The organism is Halarcobacter mediterraneus (genome assembly GCF_004116625.1).
GTDB lineage: Bacteria > Campylobacterota > Campylobacteria > Campylobacterales > Arcobacteraceae > Halarcobacter > Halarcobacter mediterraneus.
The window spans coordinates 430,048-450,210 of the sequence record NZ_NXIE01000002.1 but is presented as its reverse complement, the minus strand read 5'-3'; the positions used below and the strand labels follow the sequence as shown (position 1 = coordinate 450,210).

At 28.3% G+C, this 20,163-nt stretch carries 18 protein-coding genes; 16 read left to right on the top strand and 2 right to left on the bottom strand.

The window, feature by feature from the left end:
* Positions 1-15 precede the first annotated feature (15 nt).
* The 8 genes from CP965_RS06375 to argS all read left to right on the top strand — a co-directional run bounded on the left by CP965_RS06375 (position 16) and on the right by argS (position 9,861).
* Entirely contained in the window at positions 16-495 is a 480-nt protein-coding gene (locus CP965_RS06375; RefSeq protein ID WP_129061246.1) for an RNA polymerase sigma factor, read from the top strand.
* Positions 495-1,460 (top strand): FecR family protein, encoded by a 966-nt coding sequence (locus tag CP965_RS06370; protein ID WP_129061245.1) that lies wholly within the window; start codon positions 495-497, stop codon positions 1,458-1,460. Before CP965_RS06375 ends, CP965_RS06370 begins: the two co-directional genes overlap by 1 nt.
* Positions 1,461-1,540: 80 nt before the next feature.
* Positions 1,541-3,925 carry a TonB-dependent siderophore receptor gene (locus CP965_RS06365; protein ID WP_129061244.1) on the top strand — a complete coding sequence of 795 codons (2,385 nt, stop codon included), beginning with the start codon at positions 1,541-1,543 and terminating at the stop codon, positions 3,923-3,925.
* 122 nt (positions 3,926-4,047) lie between these two features.
* Positions 4,048-4,533 carry an RNA polymerase sigma factor gene (locus tag CP965_RS06360; protein ID WP_206732262.1) on the top strand — a complete coding sequence of 162 codons (486 nt, stop codon included), beginning with the start codon at positions 4,048-4,050 and terminating at the stop codon, positions 4,531-4,533.
* Positions 4,526-5,485 carry a FecR family protein gene (locus CP965_RS06355; RefSeq protein WP_206732261.1) on the top strand — a complete coding sequence of 320 codons (960 nt, stop codon included), beginning with the start codon at positions 4,526-4,528 and terminating at the stop codon, positions 5,483-5,485. Before CP965_RS06360 ends, CP965_RS06355 begins: the two co-directional genes overlap by 8 nt.
* Before the next feature lie 76 nt (positions 5,486-5,561).
* Positions 5,562-7,910, top strand: a complete 2,349-nt coding sequence (locus tag CP965_RS06350) for a TonB-dependent siderophore receptor (protein WP_228712683.1) — start codon at positions 5,562-5,564, stop codon at positions 7,908-7,910.
* Positions 7,911-8,028: 118 nt separating this feature from the next.
* A complete protein-coding gene (tatA, locus tag CP965_RS06345; RefSeq protein ID WP_129061241.1) occupies positions 8,029-8,259 on the top strand; it encodes a twin-arginine translocase TatA/TatE family subunit in 231 nt (76 codons plus the stop codon).
* Between the two features lie 12 nt (positions 8,260-8,271).
* Complete coding sequence (gene argS / locus CP965_RS06340) at positions 8,272-9,861, top strand: arginine--tRNA ligase (protein WP_129061240.1); 1,590 nt, start codon at positions 8,272-8,274, stop codon at positions 9,859-9,861.
* A 146-nt stretch (positions 9,862-10,007) separates the two neighbouring features.
* Here the strand turns inward: argS and rsfS are convergent, their stop codons facing one another.
* Together rsfS and nadD are read right to left on the bottom strand one after the other, a co-directional pair.
* Positions 10,008-10,331: a ribosome silencing factor gene (gene rsfS / locus CP965_RS06335; protein WP_129061239.1), complete on the bottom strand. Its 324-nt coding sequence runs from the start codon at positions 10,329-10,331 to the stop codon at positions 10,008-10,010.
* Positions 10,328-10,879: a nicotinate (nicotinamide) nucleotide adenylyltransferase gene (nadD, locus tag CP965_RS06330; protein ID WP_129061238.1), complete on the bottom strand. Its 552-nt coding sequence runs from the start codon at positions 10,877-10,879 to the stop codon at positions 10,328-10,330. The genes rsfS and nadD overlap by 4 nt, the downstream gene beginning before the upstream one ends.
* Before the next feature lie 90 nt (positions 10,880-10,969).
* Here nadD and gap point away from each other — a divergent pair, with 90 nt between their 5' ends.
* The 8 genes from gap to dxs all read left to right on the top strand — a co-directional run bounded on the left by gap (position 10,970) and on the right by dxs (position 20,160).
* The gene (gap, locus tag CP965_RS06325; RefSeq protein ID WP_129061237.1) at positions 10,970-11,968 is read left to right on the top strand and encodes a type I glyceraldehyde-3-phosphate dehydrogenase; all 999 of its coding nucleotides are present in this window, start codon (positions 10,970-10,972) and stop codon (positions 11,966-11,968) included.
* An 8-nt stretch (positions 11,969-11,976) separates the two neighbouring features.
* Positions 11,977-13,173: a phosphoglycerate kinase gene (locus CP965_RS06320; RefSeq protein WP_129061236.1), complete on the top strand. Its 1,197-nt coding sequence runs from the start codon at positions 11,977-11,979 to the stop codon at positions 13,171-13,173.
* Positions 13,174-13,176: 3 nt separating this feature from the next.
* On the top strand, positions 13,177-13,887 hold the full coding sequence (locus tag CP965_RS06315; protein ID WP_129061235.1) for a triose-phosphate isomerase: 711 nt from the start codon (positions 13,177-13,179) through the stop codon (positions 13,885-13,887).
* Position 13,888: 1 nt separating this feature from the next.
* Positions 13,889-14,713 carry an enoyl-ACP reductase FabI gene (gene fabI / locus CP965_RS06310; protein ID WP_129061234.1) on the top strand — a complete coding sequence of 275 codons (825 nt, stop codon included), beginning with the start codon at positions 13,889-13,891 and terminating at the stop codon, positions 14,711-14,713.
* A gap of 212 nt (positions 14,714-14,925) precedes the next feature.
* The gene (lysA, locus tag CP965_RS06305) at positions 14,926-16,134 is read left to right on the top strand and encodes a diaminopimelate decarboxylase (protein WP_129061233.1); all 1,209 of its coding nucleotides are present in this window, start codon (positions 14,926-14,928) and stop codon (positions 16,132-16,134) included.
* An 11-nt stretch (positions 16,135-16,145) separates the two neighbouring features.
* On the top strand, positions 16,146-17,213 hold the full coding sequence (gene pheA / locus CP965_RS06300) for a prephenate dehydratase (protein ID WP_129061232.1): 1,068 nt from the start codon (positions 16,146-16,148) through the stop codon (positions 17,211-17,213).
* A 16-nt stretch (positions 17,214-17,229) separates the two neighbouring features.
* Positions 17,230-18,351: a histidinol-phosphate transaminase gene (hisC, locus tag CP965_RS06295; protein WP_129061231.1), complete on the top strand. Its 1,122-nt coding sequence runs from the start codon at positions 17,230-17,232 to the stop codon at positions 18,349-18,351.
* A 6-nt stretch (positions 18,352-18,357) separates the two neighbouring features.
* Complete coding sequence (dxs, locus tag CP965_RS06290; protein ID WP_129061230.1) at positions 18,358-20,160, top strand: 1-deoxy-D-xylulose-5-phosphate synthase; 1,803 nt, start codon at positions 18,358-18,360, stop codon at positions 20,158-20,160.
* Positions 20,161-20,163: the final 3 nt, after the last annotated feature.

Below are 20,163 nucleotides of genomic sequence, written 5' to 3'. Positions count from 1 at the left end.
AAAGGTTAGCTCCTTATGATTGAACACTATAATGAGTTAGTATATTATATTTATCGAATGGTTGGAGATAAAGAAAAAGCCAAAGATATCATTCAAGAAGCATATAGCAGAATGTTAGTTATTGATAAAAGAACCCCAGTAAAAAATAAAAGAGCTTTTTTATATAAATTAGCAAGAAATATTGCAATTGACCAAGCTAGAAGAGAAAAAAATGCTTCAAGTATTATTTATGAAGAGGAAGAACATAGTATACCGATTGAAGAACAACCTGAAGAACAGGTTTGTCAAGCAAATCAGCAAGAATTACTACTTCAAATATTAGCTACCTTACCTGAAAAAAATCAACAAGCTTTTACTTTACATATACTTGAAGGCTTTTCAAGAAAAGAAATCGCTGAAAAAATGGGAGTAAGTGTTGGAGCAGTTGAAAAACACATAATTCGGGCAAGTGAAAAGTTGAAAGAAAAGATGCAAAGAAAATTAGGAATTAAATAATGAAAAGTATAAATGAAGAAGCAATCTTATGGCTTATTAAAGAACAAGAAGGATTATCTACCTGTGAGAAAAAAGAGCTAGAACAATGGCTAAATGAAAGTAAAGAACATAAAGAAGCCTATGTAAGTAATAAACTTATAAGAGAGACTTTTAAGTCTTTACCAAGTAATAAAAAAGAAGAATTAAAAGAAAAAGCAAATACAGGTATAAAAAGAGCAAAGTTTATACAAAAAATTAGATACTTTTCTACAGCTGCAATATTTCTTTTGGCAGTAGGAATTGGCTCATATAATTACTATATAGATTTTATAAATCCAAGTTTTTCTAAAGCATTAATATCAAACAATAAAATAGAAGATAAGTATTTACTCCCTGATAATTCTAAAATTGTATTAGATGTAAATTCAACTATGAATATAGACTATTATAAAAATAGAAGAGAAGTGATTTTTCCAAAAGGAAAAGCTGTCTTTTATGTGGCAAAAGATAAAAGCAGACCCTTTATAATAAATGCAAGTAATGCCCAAATAGAAGTTTTAGGTACAAGTTTTGAAGTAAGTAATCTAAATGATAAAGTAAGCATAAAAGTAAAAGAAGGAACAGTAAAAATATCTAAAAAAGAGTATGATAAAATCAAAACAATAATCATTTTGACAAAAAAAGAACAACTTACTTTAAATAGAAATGGAAAAGTTTCAGACTATGGAAAAATTGAACTAGAAAAAATAGCAACTTGGGAAAAAGGTTTTTTATCTTTTTATGGAACACCACTTAAGACTGTAATTAAAGAATTCTCAAGATATGTAGATATTGATGTAAAGTATGAAAATGAAGATGTAGCATATACAGCTATTACAGGAAAGTTTGCAATAAATGAATTTAATAAATTTCTAGAAGCTTTACCTAAAATCTATCCTTTAAAATTAGATAAAAACAATAGAAATATAAAGATTTCTCAAAATTAGTGTCTGATTTTTAAAACTCAAACGTCTTACTAATAGAAAGAATGATTTCAATAATTGTTCTTAAAATAAAAGGAGACTAAATGATTAAACTAAAATCAAGATTTATTGCTCCTGCTTTAGCTTTTGTTTTATGCACAAATCTAAATGCAGAGCAATTATACACAGTAGAAGATAAATCTCTAAGCCAAGCAATAGAGCAAATCTCACAAAAAGCAAATATTCCTTATATGGTAGATGCAAAACTACTTGAAGGGAAAACTGCACCAAATATAAAAGATGTAGAAGGTGTACAAAAAGCTTTAGACAAAGTTTTAGAAGGAACAAAACTAAAAGCTATAATAGAAGATGGAACTATTTTAATAAGAAAAAAAGAATTAAATAACAGTTCTAATAATGGAAATGATTTAGGAAATGTAGAAATTCTAGCAAATAGTTCTACGACTGAAGGAACAAACTCATACACAACAGAAAGTATGAGTACAGCTACAAAACTAAACCTCTCAATAAGAGAAACTCCTCAATCAGTTAGTGTTATGACAAGACAGCAAATAGAAGATTTTGGATATACAACACTTGATGCTGCTATGCAAAATATGACAGGTATAGTTTTAGAAAAAGGTTATGATGCAGGAGATTCTGCAAGATTTAATGCTAGAGGATTTGAAATATCAAATATTTTGTTAGATGGTATACCAACCAGTACAGAATCAAATGGAACTTATAATGCAAATAATGATTCTTTAGATATCTATGATAGAGTTGAAGTAGTGAGGGGAGCAACGGGGTTAACAACTGGTACAGGAACACCATCAGCAACTGTAAATTTAGTAAGAAAAAGACCAACAAAAGAGTTAAAAGGCAATGCTAGTATAAGTTATGGAAGTTATGATAATTTTAGAGGAACTTTTGATATTGGTGGAGCTTTAAATGAAGATAAAACTATAAGAGCAAGAACTATAATAACAGCTCAAGATAGAGATATGTTTTATGATAATGCTGAACAAAAAAACTATCAATTTTATAGTATAGTTGAAGCTGATATAACTGATGATTTAATGGCTACAGTAGGTTTTCATTATAGAAAAGTTGATAATACAGGCGGATATAATAGATTGCCAACAAATGAAGATGGAAGTTTTTTAGATGTAAGTAGAAAAACAAATTTATCAAATGATTTTGACTATTGGAAGCAAACAGATAAAACAGTTTTTTCACAATTAGAATATATCTTTAATAATGATTGGAAAGTAAAACTAGCAGGAAATTGGAAAAGACCTGAACAAGATATATTATTTTCAACTTTAAGTAGGCATTCTGGTAATTTATATCAAGGTACTCAAGGATATAAACTTGATAATAAACAAGACTCTTATGATTTATATTTAAGTGGACCATACTCTTTATTTGGAAGAAATCATGAATTAATGCTTGGTGCAGATTATAGAAAATTTGAAAATAGAAATTGGGGAGGTTGGTCTGATTATGAATGGACAAGTAATGGTCCTTTAGTAAATCCCTATAATTGGAACTCTTCTCTTGTATCAAAACCAAATATTAATATGGATAAATGGAAATATAAATTTGATGTAACTCAAAAAAGTACATATTTAGTAACTAGATTGAATTTAACTGATTCTTTAAATCTTATTTTAGGTTCAAGATTGAGTTGGTATAAAAATAAAAACTTAGGAACAAATAGTACATATAAAGCTACTGCTGAAGTTGTTCCTTATGCTGGAATTGTTTATGATTTAGATGATAATCATTCTATTTATACAAGTTGGACAGAGATTTTTCAGCCACAAAGTAGTAAAGATATAAATGGGGATTTATTAGAACCAATAACTGGAACAAATTATGAAGCTGGTATAAAAGGTGAATATTTTGATGGGGCATTAAATGCGAATTTAGCAACATTTTTAATCAAACAACAAAATAGAGCAACCGATGATTTAACTGGACCAAATCCTTGCCCTGGAAGTACTTATGGCTATTGTAAAAGAGCTTCTGGAGAAGTTGAAAGCAAAGGTTTTGAAACAGAAATTAGTGGAGCAATTACTGATAATTGGCAGTTAGTTGCAGGATATACTTATTTGAAAACAGAATATACAAAAGATGTAGATAGTAGTAATATTGGTAAGACTTTTGACACAACTTTACCAAAACACCAATTTAAACTTTCAACTACTTATAGATTGCCTGCTGAGTTTAATAAATGGATCGTTGGAGCAAATATCTATGCTCAAAATGATATAAAATCAAATGATTATGATAAGATAAAACAAGGTGGATATTATACTGTTGGAGTTAATACCAAATATCAATATAGCAAAAATCTTGATTTTTTACTAAATGTATATAATCTATTAGATAAAGAATATTATCAAACTCTAGGTTGGGATACTGGTGGAAATGTGATAGGTGCTCCTAGAACATTTTTATTATCTATGAATATGAGATTCTAAATATAAAGAGACTTTTGTCTCTTTATAAACTTGTAATAAAAATATATTATTCTACTTTTAAGCTCTATTTTTATAATTAATGATTATAATTCTCATTATGTTTAATGAGAGCTTGTCCACTTATGATTAAAAAATACTATAAAGAAATTTATATATATATCAAGAAATCTGTTTTTGACAGAGATTTAGCTGAAGATATTACTCAAGAAGCATTTGCCAGAGTTATTAAAAAAGCAGATTCCAAGAATATTGAAAATGAAAGAGCTTTATTATATAGAATTGCCAAAAATATTATGGTTGATTTATATAGAGAAAAAAATAGAATTGATAAAATAGCTTTTAATGAAGAAGAGTTTTTCCAAGAAGAAAATACTATAGAAAATCAAATAATAGAAGCTGAACAAAGAAGTCAACTTATGGAAGAAATTGATAAACTCCCCAAAAAAAGAAGACAGGCTTTTACCTTACATATGATTGATGGTTATTCAAGACAAGAAGTAGCTGAGATAATGAATATATCTTTTAATGCAGTAGAACAACATATAGCAAGAGCTAGTAATCAATTAAAAGAAAACCTAAGTAAAAATGAGGAAGAAAGTTTTGAATAAAAAATTGATTTTAGAAGAAGCTAGACATTGGTTAAGTTCTGAGCAAGAAGGTTTAGAACTTTACTCAAATGAAGAATTTCTTTCTTGGCTAAACACCTCTTTAGAACATAAACAAATCTTTGAAGAGGAAAAAGAGTTTCGAAATAAAATTTTTTCTTTGTCTTCTAAAGAGAAAGAAAAACTTTCTGAGAAAACAAAACAAGAACTAAAAAGAGCAAGAGCTTTTAAAAATATAAAAATATTAATACCTTTAGCAGCATGTATTCTCATAACCTTTGTTTTTTTATTTAAACCAAAAGAAATATATACTCAAGAGTTTTTTACTGAAAATAAAATACAAAAATTGAAATTACCTGATAAATCAAAAATTCTTCTTGATGCAAAAACTAAGATAAAAGTAGCTTTTTCAGATGAGAAAAGAGAAGTATTTTTAGAAGAGGGGAGAGTTTTATTTAAAGTAAGTTCAAATAAAGATAGACCTTTTTTAGTAAGAAATAATTCTATTATAGTTCATGTTGTTGGAACAAAATTTGAAGTATCAAAAGAAAAAGAGAAAGTAAATATTTCAGTACTCGAAGGTGCTGTAGCAATTAGATATGGGGAAGATGAATACTCAAAAATAATAACGCATTTAGAGAAAGGAGATATCTTAGATATTTCAAATTTTGGAAAAGTTAATAGTATGAAGAAGGTTTCTTTGTCTAAAATAGCAAACTGGAAAGATGAAAAAGTAGTTTTCAATCAAACCTCTTTAACTAATGCTATAAAAGAGTTTTCAAAATATACTAATAAAGAAATAGATGTAAATCTTAATTCTTCAAATATTTACCCTATAACAGGAGAATTTAGTTTATATGGTATTGATAAGTTTTTGGAATACTTGCCTTTAATTTATCCTCTTAAAATAGAGAAAAATAAAAATAAGATAAAAATTTTAGAAAAAAAATCATAATTTTGTCAGTAATTAGAACTTTTTACGACTTCTATTATAGAGAATAATTCTCAAAATCATACTAAAAGGAAAAATAGTGAAGTTAAGAAAAATATTAATGGCTTCTTCTCTTTCTATAGCACTTTGTAGTTCATTACTTGCAAATGAATTTACTATAGAAAATAGTTCTTTAGAAGAGGCAATTAAACAAATCTCAAAAAAAGCAAATATGACTTACATGGTGGATGGAAGATTACTAGAAGGTAAAAAAGCACCTGCTTTACAAAATATAGATGGTCTTGAAAATGTATTAAAAGAAGTATTGAAAGATACCAATTTAGAAGGAATTATTAAAGACAAAACTATAATAATACGAGAAAAAAAGATCTCTACAAGTAGTAATAATTTAGGTGTTGTTGATGTAATTGATGATAGTGATAAATTTAAAAATTCTTATACTATCAAAAACTCTTCAGGTTCAACAAAAATGAACTTAAGTTTAAAAGAAACTCCACAATCTATTTCAGTAATTACTAGTAAACAAATTGAAGACCAAAATCTTCAAAATGTAAATGATATTTTATTACAAACTCCAGGTGTTGTTTCAACTCAGTATGGACAACTAGGTGCTGGATATACTTCTTATTATGCAAGAGGATTTGAAATAACAAATGTTTTAAGAGATGGTATTCCTATTTCAGAAACAAATTTTGGAAGGGGTGGAGATTTCTTAGGTTTAGAAGATTCTGCAGTTTATGAAAAAGTAGAAATAATAAAAGGTTCTACAGGCCTTACAAATGGTAGTGGTAATCCAAGTGCTAGTATAAATTATGTAAGAAAAAAACCTACAAAAGAGTTTCAAGGAAATGCAAAAATTTCTTATGGAAGTTGGGATACTTATAAGGGAACAATTGATATTTCAGGTGGATTAAATGAAGATAAAAGTTTAAGGGGAAGGTTAGTAGCTTCATATGGTGAAGGTGATAATCAGCAAGATAGATATCATCAAGAAAATAGTTTAATTTATGGTGCTTTAGATTATGATTTATCAGATAATACACTTTTAACTTCAGGATTAACTTATCAAAAAACAAATATTGATAATGCAACGGCACATGGATTTCCTTTAATAACAAAAGATAATCCAGTACAAAAACAAACTACTTTCGGAAGATATGATAATGCTGCAGGAGATTATACATATAGTGATACTGAAAAATTAAATTTATTTTTAGGTATAGAGCATCATTTTAATAATGATTGGAAAGGTATAGCAAACTATTCTTATACAAAAGCAAAAAGTGATAGAGTATATGGAGTTGCTGGTTCGGGTAATATTTCATATACTACAGGAAAAATGTCTGTAACTTCGGGTAGATATGAAAGTACTCCTGATACTCATTCAATTGATTTATATACAAGTGGTACTTTCACTACTTTTGAAAAAGAGCATACTTTATCTTTTGGAGTAAATGGTTATAGTATAAAGTCAGATGATCCATCTTATGGAAGAGTTATGGATACCGTTGATATAAATGGCTGGAATGGAAGTGTTGCAAATAGAACAGCTATAGTCCAAAATGGAAGATCAGAAGTAGATGAAAAACAAATAGGGGCATTTGCTGCAATAAACTTTCAATTGATTGATCCATTAAACTTAATAGTTGGAAGTAGAATAAGTAATTGGGAAAGAATAAACAATAAAGGAACTGCAAGTGAACAATCACAAAAATATAATGGTGAATTTACACCATATATAGGATTAGTTTATGATATAAATGAAAACTTTTCTACTTATACAAGTTATACTTCAATATTTAATCCTAGCACAAGAAAAGATGAAAATGGTACTTACTTAGATCCAGAAGAAGGAAATAGCCTAGAATTTGGTTTAAAATCAGAATTTTATGATGGTTTATTAAATGCAAGTATTGCATATTTTATAACGAATCAAGATAATAAAGCTGTTGCAGATGGTTCAAATCTAACACCAGATGGTGGACAGGCTTATAAAAGTATTGATGGAGCAGAAGTAAAAGGTTGGGATTTAATAGTTAGTGGTCAAATTTTACCTCAATGGAATATTTCAGGTGGATATACTTACACAGATGCTCAAGATGAAGAGGGAGAACCTTTAAATACTGCTCACCCAAAACAAACATTTAAAATATTTACTAGTTATAATTATAATAAATTGACTCTTGGTGGTGGTATAAATTGGCAGAGTGAAATTTATAATTCTTCTTCAACAGGGCTTGCAAAAAGTTTAAATAGACAAGAATCATATACATTGGTAAATATAATGGCAAAATATAAATTAAATAAAGATATTAATGTGAATCTTAATATTAATAATCTATTTGATGAAGAATATGTGTTAAATACAAGTGGTAGCACATGGGGAGCTGAAAGAAGTTTCACTATTTCATTAAATTATAAATTTTAGACTAAAGTTTTTTGATTTTTTTGCACTCCTTTTAGCTTCTAATAAGGAGTGCCCTTTCTCATTTTTTTTAAGCTTCAAAAAGATATAATATCTCAAAATTATACATTAAGGATTTAACATGGGTATGCCAGGTGGTATGGAATGGGTTTTAATCGCTCTAGTAGTACTTTTACTTTTTGGAGGTAAAAAAATACCAGAACTTGCTAAAGGTTTAGGAAGTGGAATTAAAAACTTCAAAAAAGCTGTTAAAGACGATGAAGAAGTAGCTTCAACTGATAAAAATGAAGAAATAGAAAAAAAAGAAGAAGCTAAAGTTGAAGAACCAAAAAACGAAAATAAAACTGTTTAGTGTGAGTGAATATTGCAAACTGTAGTTAAAAATCATATAGAAAAAGTTTTAGAAAAAGAGATTGTTTTAGAAAAACCTAAGGATATATCTTTAGGTCACTTTGCAACACCTGTTGCTTTTTCTTTAGCAAAAGAGTTTAGAAAATCACCAATGATAATTGCTGAAGAATTAGCTCAAAAGTTTTCAGACTCTGGAATTTTTGAAAAAGTTGAAGCTGTAAAAGGGTTTATTAACTTTACTCTTTCAAAAAAGTTTTTAGAAGATGAATCTAAGAAGGCTTTATTGGCAGAAGATACTTTTGCTAAAGAATCTTCAAAGAATGAAAAAATACTTTTAGAATATGTAAGTGCAAACCCGACTGGACCATTACATATAGGACATGCAAGAGGAGCCGTAACAGGTGACGCTTTATCTAGGCTTGGAAAACATTTAGGTTATGATATTATCACTGAGTATTATGTAAATGATGCCGGTGCACAAATGGATTTATTAGGACTTTCATTAGCCCTTGCAGGACAAGAAACTATTTTAAATCAAGAAGTTGAATATCCTGAAAAATATTATAGAGGTGATTACCTTTTTGATATTGCTAAAGAAGTTGAAAAAGAATTAGGAAGTGAAATCTTTACTGATGAATCAAGACAAATGGAATTAGCACTTTTTGCAAAAGAAAGAGTTCTTGAATTAATCAAAAAAGATATGGCTGATTTAGGCATTGTATTTGACAATTATGTTAGTGAAAAGTCTCTTTACTCATCTTGGGAAGATACAAAAGAAGTATTACAAAAAAATGGCTCACTTTATGAAAAAGATGACAAATTATGGATTAAATCTTCAGAATTAGGAGATGATATTGATAGAGTTGTTGTAAGAGATAATGGAATACCTACTTATCTTGCAGGTGATATTATTTATCATAAAAATAAATATGATAGAAATTTTGATAAATATATTAATATTTGGGGTGCAGATCATCACGGATATATTGCAAGAGTTAAAGCAGCAATTGAGTTTTTAGGAAATGATCCTAAAAAACTAGAAGTATTACTTGCCCAAATGGTTCAGTTACTAAAAGGTGGAGAACCTTATAAAATGAGTAAAAGAGCAGGAAATGTAATCTTAATGTCTGATATTGTTGAAGAAATAGGTTCTGACGCCCTAAGATTTGTTTTTTTAACAAAAAAGAGTGATACTCATTTAGATTTTGATATTGATAAATTAAAAAATCAAGATAGTTCAAATCCTATATTTTATATTAATTATGCATATGCAAGAATTAATCAAGTATTTAAAAAAGCAGAAAAATCTTTTGAAGATGTAATTGAAATTTCTTATGAAGATTTAAATAATGATAGTATAAACTTGGTTTATGAATCATTGTTATTACCTAATGTTTTAAATGAAGCTTTTAACAAAAGGGATATGCAAAAGATAACTGATTATTTATACTCTTTAGCTTCTTCAATACATAGGTTTTATAATGAATACAAAATTGTTGGTAATGAAAATGAAGATAAGTACTTAAAAGTATTAAGTCTTTGTTCTCTTTCTATTAAGACAAGTTTAAATTTATTAGGAATTACCCCTAAGGAGACTATGTAAAATGAAATGGTTTATAATAATTTTTGCAATAATAGTTGGAATAGCTTTAATCACTGGATATACCGGTGGGGCTAAAGATGCTGCAGGAAATTATAATAAAATTTTAACAGGTAAATAAAAGGGTAAGAAAAATTTCTTACTCTTTTTTAATTTCTTTCTTTTATTTCAGAAAGAAAATCTTCTAATGAGTATTTTTCTCGTGCTTTTTCACTCATTAAATTAATAAACATATCACCTAAATCACAGATTGTCCAATCATCATTTTCATCTACTCTTAAAAACTCTTCATTTAAAGGTTTAAGTTCTGTTTTTAAATGATTTAATAATGCAAATGCATGTTTAGGATTTAAAGTTGTTGCAATTACAACATAATCAACAATATAATCTTTTTCTTTTAAATCGATTACTTCGATATTCTCAGCTTTTTTGTCTTCTAGTACATTTTTAATTACTTCTATTCTTTTGTTCAAATTTTACCTCTTTTTCTCCAGATTTTTTTTACTTCATGTCTAATCTTTTTAGGGATGTATTCAATCTTAAAAGTATTTCTTAATTCAGTAGAACTAATTTTGATATTTACTTTTAATTTTTTAGCTTGTTCCTCAACTTTAAAATCATAACCCTCTCTTGTAACAACAACTAAAGTCACAAGCTCTTTAATCTCTTTATAACTATCCCATAAGTGGAAATTTTTATAATTGTCTGCACCAATAATTAAATATATTTTTGAAGGATTATATTTCTTTTTTATATATTTAATCGTTTCAATAGAATAAACAGGTCTGTTTTGTTTTATTTCATATTTTGAAACTTTTATATTTTCTTTATTTGAAAATAATTTTTTTAAAAGGTTAAATCTTGATTTTGCATTCAAAAAAGATTTGACTTTTAAAGGATTTAAAAATGCAGGAACAATAATTAATAGGTCTATATCAAGTTTTTTAATTGCTTTTTTTACAATAGTTTGATGACCAATATGTGGTGGGTCAAAACTTCCACCAAAAATAGCAATTTGCACCTATTCTTTCCCTTTGATTTATAATTAAATTTTATTATAGCAACTTTTGGATAAAATATCTACCAAAATATAATAAACAAAAGGGTAGATATGGCTGTTAAAGTTGCAATTAATGGTTTTGGAAGAATTGGAAGATGTGTCGCAAGAATTATTGCACAAAGAGAAGATGTGGAATTAGTTGCTATAAATGATACTGCAACGCCTGAGATGTTAGAATATATTACAAAATATGATACTGTACATGGTACATTTGATGGTGAAGTAAAAGTAGAAAATGGTTTTTTAAAAATGGGGAATATAAATGCAAAACTTTATTCAACTAGAGATGCAAAAGAGTTAACTTTTACAAGTGAGTGCGGTGCAGAAGTAGTTTTAGAATGTACAGGTGCATATTTAACTCAAGAAAAGTGTCAAGTTCATATTGATAATGGAGCTAAAAAAGTAGTAATGTCTGCTCCGGCAAAAGATGATACTCCAACATTTGTATTAGGTGTAAATGAAGCTTCTTACGAAGGTCAAACTATTATTTCAAATGCTTCTTGTACCACAAATTGTTTAGGACCTATTGCAAAAATTATTGATGATGCTTATGGTATAGAAAAAGGTTTAATGACTACAATTCACTCATATACGAATGATCAAAATATTTTAGATGTAAAACATAAAAAAGATAAAAGAAGAGCTAGAGCTGGTGCACAAAATATGATACCAACATCAACAGGTGCTGCAAAAGCTATGAAACTTATTATGCCACAATTAGATGGGAAGTTACATGGACAAAGTGTTAGAGTTCCTACACCAAATGTATCTATGGTAGATGTAAACTTTGTAGTAAATACAAAAACTACAAAAGAAGAAATAAATGCATTACTTGAGTCAAAAGCAAAAGAATTAGCAGGAATCGTAGCAGTTGATAATGATATGCTAGTATCTTCAGACTTAGTAGGAAATACAAACTCTACAATAGTTGCAAGTGATTTAACTCAAGTAATTGGTGATGATATGATTAAGGTAATGACTTGGTATGACAATGAGTGGGGATACTCTTCTAGACTTATTGACATGGCAGTTTTTGTTGCAAATAAATAAGGAAAAGAATGAAACTACAAGAAATTAGAAATATCGATATTGATGGGAAAAAAGTATTTATAAGATGTGATTTTAATGTTCCTATGGATGAATATAATAATATTACAGATGATAGAAGAATAAAATCAGCTTTAAATACTATTAGATATTGTATTGATAGAGATTGTTCTATTATTTTAGCTTCGCATTTTGGAAGACCAGAAAAACCAGGTGATGAAAAATATTCTCTAAAACCTGTGGCAAAGAGGTTACATACTTTATTAAAACAAGAAATAAAAATTGCAAAAAATGTAGTAGAAGATGATACTTTAGAATTAGCAAAAAACTTACAAGCAGGAGAAGTTTTACTTCTTGAAAATTTAAGATATCATTCTGGTGAAAAGAAAAATGATCCAGAATTTGCTGAAAAACTAGCTTCAATGGCTGATGTTTATGTAAATGATGCCTTTGGAGTGTCTCATAGAGCTCATGCATCGGTTCAAGCTATAACTGAGTACTTTGATATAAAACATAAAGCTGCAGGATTTCTATTAGCGAAAGAAATTAAATTTTTTCATAATATTGTACAAAATCCAAAAAGACCTTTTGTTTCTATTGTTGGTGGTTCAAAAGTATCAGGAAAACTTGAAGTTTTACATAATTTAATCACTAAAGTTGATAAAATACTTATTGGTGGAGGTATGGCTTTTACCTTCTTAAAAGCACAAGGATATGAAGTAGGAAAATCATTAGTAGAAGATGATTTAATTCCTGAGGCTTTAAAAATACTTGAAGAAGCAAGACAATTAGGTGTAAAACTTTATTTACCTGTAGATGTAGTCGCTGCAGAAGCTTTTGATGCAGAAGCAATGGCAAAACTTGTAACTACACAAGAAATACCTGAGTCTTGGATGGGACTTGATATTGGACCTGCTACAGCACAATTATTTAGACTTGCTTTAGGAGATGCAAATACAATTTTATGGAATGGACCAATGGGTGTTTATGAAATGGAAAAATTTGCAAAAGGTAGTACTAGGATTTCAAATACTGTAGCTCAATCATATGCAACGACTGTAGTTGGTGGTGGAGATACTGCTGACTTAGTAAGAGTTACAGGAGATGAAGAAGACATGACTTTTATTTCAACAGGTGGTGGAGCTTCTTTAGAGTTAATAGAAGGAAAAGTTTTACCAGGTGTTAAAGCTTTGGTTTTAGAGGATTAATTAATGGCAATAATTGCTTCAAATTTTAAAACAAACCATACAAGAGAAACAACAGTAGAGTTTATTGCTAAATTAAATGATTTTTTAACAGAAAAAAAAATAGATAATGAAGTATATGTTTTCCCTACAGCTACTTCATTAAACTCTTTTGAAACTTTAAGCACATTAAATATAGGCGTTCAAAATGCCTATCCTACAAAAAATGGTTCTTTTACAGGTGAAATAGGAACAGAACAATTAGATGAATTTAATATTAAAACAATTTTAATAGGGCATTCTGAAAGAAGACATGTTTTAGGAGAGTCACAAGAAGAAATCACAAAAAAGTTTAACTTTTACAAAGATTTAAATTATAAAATAGTTTATTGTATTGGAGAGCCTTTAGAAGTAAAAGAACAAGGTATTGAACAAACTTTAGAGTATCTTTATGAACAATTTGTTGGAATCGATGTTAATTATGAAAATTTAATTTTAGCATATGAACCAGTTTGGGCTATAGGAACAGGTGTAACTGCAACAAATGATGATATTAAAGCAGTACATAGTGTAATAAAAGAAAAAATTGATAAACCTTTACTTTATGGTGGTTCTGTAAAAGTAAATAATGTAAAAGAAATTTGTTCTCTTGATGGAGTTGATGGAGCATTAATAGGAACAGCTTCTTGGAATATTGATGATTTTAAACAAATTATAGAAAATACAAAGGATTTATAAGATGATAATGAAAGGTAAAAAAGGTGTAATTTTAGGTGTTGCAAATAACAAATCTATTGCTTATGGAATAGCAAAAGCTTGTGCAGATCAAGGAGCACAAATTGCATTTACTTATTTAAATGATTCTTTGAAAAAAAGAGTTGAACCAATTGCACAGGAGTTTGGAAGTGCTGATTATGTATATCCTTGTGATGTATCAAATCCAGATGAAATAAAAGCTTTAAAAGAGTCTATTGAAAAAGATTTAGGACAAATTGATTTTATTGTTCATTCAATTGCTTTTGCTCCTAAAGAAGGACTTTCTGGAAGATTCATGGACATTTCAAAAGAAGCTTTTGATATAGCAATGGATATTTCAGTTTATTCTTTGATTGAAGTAGTTAGAGAATTGAAACCTCTATTATCAGAAAACTCATCAATATTAACCTTGACTTATTATGGTGGTGCAAAATATATTCCAAACTATAATTTAATGGGAGTTGCAAAAGCAGCACTTGAAATGACTACTAAGTATTTAGCAGAAGATTTAGGAAAAGATGGAATTAGAGTAAATGCAATTTCAGCAGGACCTATTAAAACTTTAGCTGCTGCAGGAATTGGTGATTTTAGATTTATGCTTAAATGGAATGAAGCCCATTCTCCACTTAAAAAGAATGTAACTATTGATGAAGTTGGTAATTCAGGAATGTACTTATTAAGTGATTTAAGTTCTGCTGTAACGGGAGAAATTCATTATGTAGATTGTGGATATAATCTTATGGGGATGCCTGCAGTTGAGTTTGAAGATGGTAAGCCAAGGATTGCATGGAACGGTACAGATAAGTAGCTTATAAGCGTCAGCTTTTACTCAATACCTGCGTTGTCAAGTAAATTTTAAAGACTCACTTACAGAAGTAAGCTCCTCCTTAAAATTTACTTTCCGCCTTGGTCCAGAATAAAATCTAACACTTCTAACTTACTTATGTGAAAATAAACAAAATTTTAAATTTAAATTCCTAAGAATTTAGATTTAAAATTTTAAAAAAGTATAGGAAAATTATGAGTATAAATTTCAAAGAGTTAGCAAATAAATATCAAACACCTTATTATGTGTATGATTTTGATTATATTTCAGGGCAATACAATGAATTAAAAAGTGCATTTAAAGCAAGAAAATCTTTACTTGCATATGCAGTAAAAGCAAACTCAAATTTAAGCGTTATAAAGCATTTAGCAACTCTTGGTGCAGGTGCAGACTGTGTTTCTATAGGAGAAGTTAAAAGAGCTTTAAAAGTTGGAATTGAACCATATAAGATTATTTTTTCAGGTGTTGGAAAAATTGATTCTGAAATAAAAGAAGCTTTAGAACTTGGTATTTTAATGATAAATGTAGAAAGTGCTGCAGAACTTGATAGAGTAGAACTTATTGCAAAAGAATTAGGAAAAATTGCAAGAATTTCAATTAGAGTTAATCCAAATATTGATCCTCAAACACATCCATATATTTCAACTGGATTACATGAAAATAAATTTGGTGTAGATATAGATACAGCAAAAAGAATGTATATTCAATGTAAAAACTCGGAAAATCTTGAACCTACTGGAATACATTGTCATATTGGTTCTCAGTTAACACAACTTGAGCCTATAAAAGAGTCAGTTCAAATTGTTGCTGATTTAGTTAGAAATTTAAATGCAATCAAAATAGAATTATCTTTCTTTGATGTTGGTGGAGGCTTAGGAATTGTTTATGATGATGAAAAGTTAATTGATACAAATGAATATGCCCAAGCTATTTTAGAGTGTTTATTTGGACTTGATATTACTGTTGTTTGTGAGCCTGGAAGATTTTTAGTTGGAAATTCAGGGGTATTTATTACAAAAGTACTTTATGAAAAAGTAAATGGAGAAAAAAGGTTTGTAATTGTAGATGGGGCAATGAATGATTTAATTAGACCTGCTTTATATAATGCTTATCATAAAATTGAAGTATTAAATGATAATAAAGAGTTTAGTGATTGCAACTTAGTTGGTCCTGTGTGTGAAAGTGGAGATTTCTTTGCAAAAAATATTGAATTACCAAAAACAGAACATAATGATTTAGTTGCTATTTATTCAGCAGGTGCATACTGTTTTACAATGGCTAGTAACTATAATACAAGAGGAAAAGTTGCCGAAATTGCTGTTGAAAATGGACAAGATAGATTAATAAGAAAAAGAGAAACTTTCGAAGATATTATTGCTTTAGAAGAAGATTACCTAAAGTAAAAAGGAAAAATATGAGTGAAGCTGGTTTAGAAGAATTAAGAGATAAATTAGATTCTATTGATAATAAATTATTAGAATTAGTAAATGAAAGAATGGAAATAGTTCATCAAGTAGGACTTTTAAAAGCTCAAAGTGGTGGAGCAATTTATAGACCTGAAAGAGAAAAAGCTATTATAGATAGACTTGAATCTTTAAATAAAGGAAAATTAAATAGAACAGCTATAGAAGCACTATTTTTAGAAATATTTGCAATTTCAAGAAATCTTGAATTACCAGAAAATATAGCTTATTTAGGACCTGAAGGAAGTTTTACTCATCAAGCAGCAGAAGGAAGATTTGGTGCAATGAGTTCATATATTTCAATATCTTCCATCAAAGGAATTTTTAGAGAAGTTGATACTAAAAAAGCAAAATTTGGTGTTGTTCCTATTGAAAACTCTTCAAATGGTATTGTAACAGATACAATAAATTCTTTAAAAGAGTATAATTTAAAAATAGTTGCAGAAGTGGTTTTAGATATTCATCACACTTTAGCTTCAACTTGCGATAAAATAGAAAATATTAAAAGAATATATTCAAAAGATATTGCATTTGAACAATGTAGAAAGTTTTTAACAAACTTTGGACTTAATGAAGTAGAATTAATACCAATTGAATCTACAACAAAAGCTGCAAAAATAGCTTCGAAAGAACCTTTTAGTGCAGCAATTTGTCCTCATGTTGGAGCAAAATTACATAATTTGCCAATTCTTTTTGAAAATATTGAAGATAAAGATAATAACAAAACTAGATTCTTTATAATTAGTGATTTTGAGAATGCTCAAAGTGGAAATGATAAAACTTCAGTATTAGTAGAACTTCCTGATAAGCAAGGTTCTTTAGTAGAATTTTTAACAGATTTTAATAATGCAGGAATCAATTTAACAAAAATTAAGTCACATATAGTAGAAGGTAATTCAATCTTTTTTATAGATTTTGATGGACACCAAAAAGATGATAATGTTAAAGATGTTCTTGAAAAACACAAAGAAACTGTAAAAGTATTAGGTTCTTATGTAAAAGAGATAAAAGATATATAATTATAGGAAAAATAGAATGAAATTTAATAAAGTATTAGATAATTGTAAAATATATGAAGCAGGAAAACCAATTGAATTAGTAGTAAGAGATTATGGGGTTGATCCAAAAGATATTATAAAATTAGCTTCAAATGAAAACCCTTATGGAACATCACCTAAAGTAGTTGAAAAAATTGCTAACTTATCTAAAAATATGTTTATGTATCCAGATGATTCAATGTATGAATTAAAAGAAGCATTAGCTAAAAAATTTAATTTAACAAGTGAAAATTTTATTATTGGTTCAGGTAGTGACCAAGTAATTGATTTTTTAGTAAAAGCAAAATGTGATGAAAATTCTAAAATACTTGTTTCTAAAACAACATTTGCTATGTATGAAATATATGGAAGACAAGCAGGTGCTACAATTTTAAAAACTAAAGATGATGAACATAATCTTTCACAGTTTGAAGAACTATATAAAAAAGAAGGTGCTGATATTATCTTTTTATGTTTACCTAATAATCCTTTAGGTGAATGTTTAGATAAAGATGAAGTATATAAATTTTTAGCAAAAATTGATAAAGAAACTTTAGTAATAGTTGATGGTGCATATCAAGAGTATGCAAAATATAAAGATGTTAAAAAAGCAATTGATCCAGCAGATTTAATAGAACACTTTCCAAATACGGTATATCTAGGAACATTTTCAAAAGCTTATGCTTTGGGTGGAATGAGAGTTGGATATGGAATAGGGCAAATAAATATTATTAAAACTATGTATAAACTAAGACCTCCTTTTAATATTAGTACTTTATCTTTAGCAGCAGCAATTGAAGCTTTAAAAGATGAAGAATTTGTTCAAGAATGTATAGCTTTAAATTTTAGTGAAATGAAAAGATATGAAGAGTATGCTAAAAAAAGAGGTTTTTCTTATATTGAAAGTTTTACAAATTTTATCACTATTAAGTTTGATAGTGATTATATCTCATCGGAGGTTGCTCAAAAACTTCTTGAAAAAGGTATTATTGTTAGAGACTTGACAGGATATGGATTAAATGCTATAAGAATAACTATAGGTTCAAGAGAACAAAATACAAAAGTATTTAATACTTTAGATGAGGTTTTTAAAGATTTACAAAAGCAAGAGAATATATAAAATATTATGGAATTAGAAGATAAAAGTTTAGAGGAATTAGAAGAAGTTTGTTCTGATATTAGAGAACGAATTATAGATGTCGTATCAAGAAAGGGTGGACATTTTTCATCAACTTTAGGTGCAGTAGAATTAACTGTAGCTATGCATAAAGTTTTTGATGTAAAAAAAGACCCTTTCATTTATGATGTATCTCATCAATGTTATGCTCATAAACTTTTAAATGGAAGATGGGAAGAGTTTGAAACAATTAGACAGTATAAAGGCTTAAGTGGATTTACAAAGCCTAAAGAAAATGATGCTGACTACTTTGTTGCAGGACATAGTTCAACCTCTATTTCTTTAGCTGTTGGAGCTGCAAAATCAATAAAATTAAAAAATGAAGATAGAATGCCTGTAGTTATGATTGGTGATGGTTCTATGACTGCAGGTATGGTTTATGAAGCTTTAAATGAATTAGGTGATTTAAAACTTCCTGTTGTAATAATATTGAATGATAATGAAATGTCTATTGCTAAACCAATTGGAGCAATTTCAAAATATTTATCAAAACTTCTTGCTGGAAAATATTATCAGAACTTTAAAGGGAAAGTTGATTCTTTTATTAGAAAAAATATGCCAGAAGGTACTACATATATTGCAAAAAGAATGGAAGAAGCAATGAAACTAATCACTCCTGGGATTATTTTCGAGGAAATGGGAATTGATTATATTGGTCCAATAGATGGACATAATTTAGAAGAAGTAATTGAAACTTTAGAAATTGCAAAAAACATGAATAAACCTGTTATTGTACATGCAAGAACAGTAAAAGGAAAAGGTTATAAAATAGCTGAAGGACAACATGAACATTGGCATGGAGTAGGTCCATTTAATGTTGAAGATGGAGAATTTACTAAAAAATCATCAGCTAAATCTGCAACAGCTGTATTTGCAGATGCTTTAATTGATTTAGCCTCAAAAAATGAAAATGTAGTTGGTGTAACAGCTGCAATGCCAAGTGGAACAGGTATTGACAAGCTTATTGAAAAATTTCCTGAAAGATTTTGGGATGTTGCAATTGCTGAACAGCATGCAGTTACTTCAATGGCTGCAATGGCAAAGGAAGGTTTTAAACCTTTTATTACTATTTATTCAACATTTTTACAAAGAGGATTTGATCAAATTATTCATGATGTATCATTAATGAACCTTCCAGTTGTTTTTGCTATAGACAGAGCTGGAATTGTTGGAAATGATGGAGAAACACACCAAGGTGCTTTTGATATTTCATTTTTAAGATTTATTCCAAATATGATTTTATGTGCTCCAAGAGATAATGAAACTTTAAATTATTCTTTAGAGTTTGCATATAAAGCCACAAGTCCTTGCGCAATAAGATATCCAAGGGGTGCTTTTGGAAAAGTTGATTTTCCTTCATCTAAATTTGAATTAGGGAAAGCTCAATTATTAAAAGAAGGAACTTCAAATAAATTATTTATTGGTTATGGAGCAGGAGTTTCAAGAGCCTGTCAAACTGAAGAATTACATGATGAAAATATTGCAATCTTAGATTTAAGATTTGTAAAACCTCTTGATGAAGATTTATTAAAAGAACTTGCTTTAAAGTATGAAAAGTGGTATGTTTTCTCAGATTCTCAAAAACAAGGTGGCGTAGGAAGCGCAATTTTGGAATTTGCAAATAGGGAAAAACTTTGTATAAATCTTATCTCTTTTGAGTATGAAGATGATTTTATCCAACATGGAGATACAAAACTTGTAGAAGAGGGATTAGGCCTTCATCCTAAGCAATTAGTAGAAAAGGTTAAATAGTTT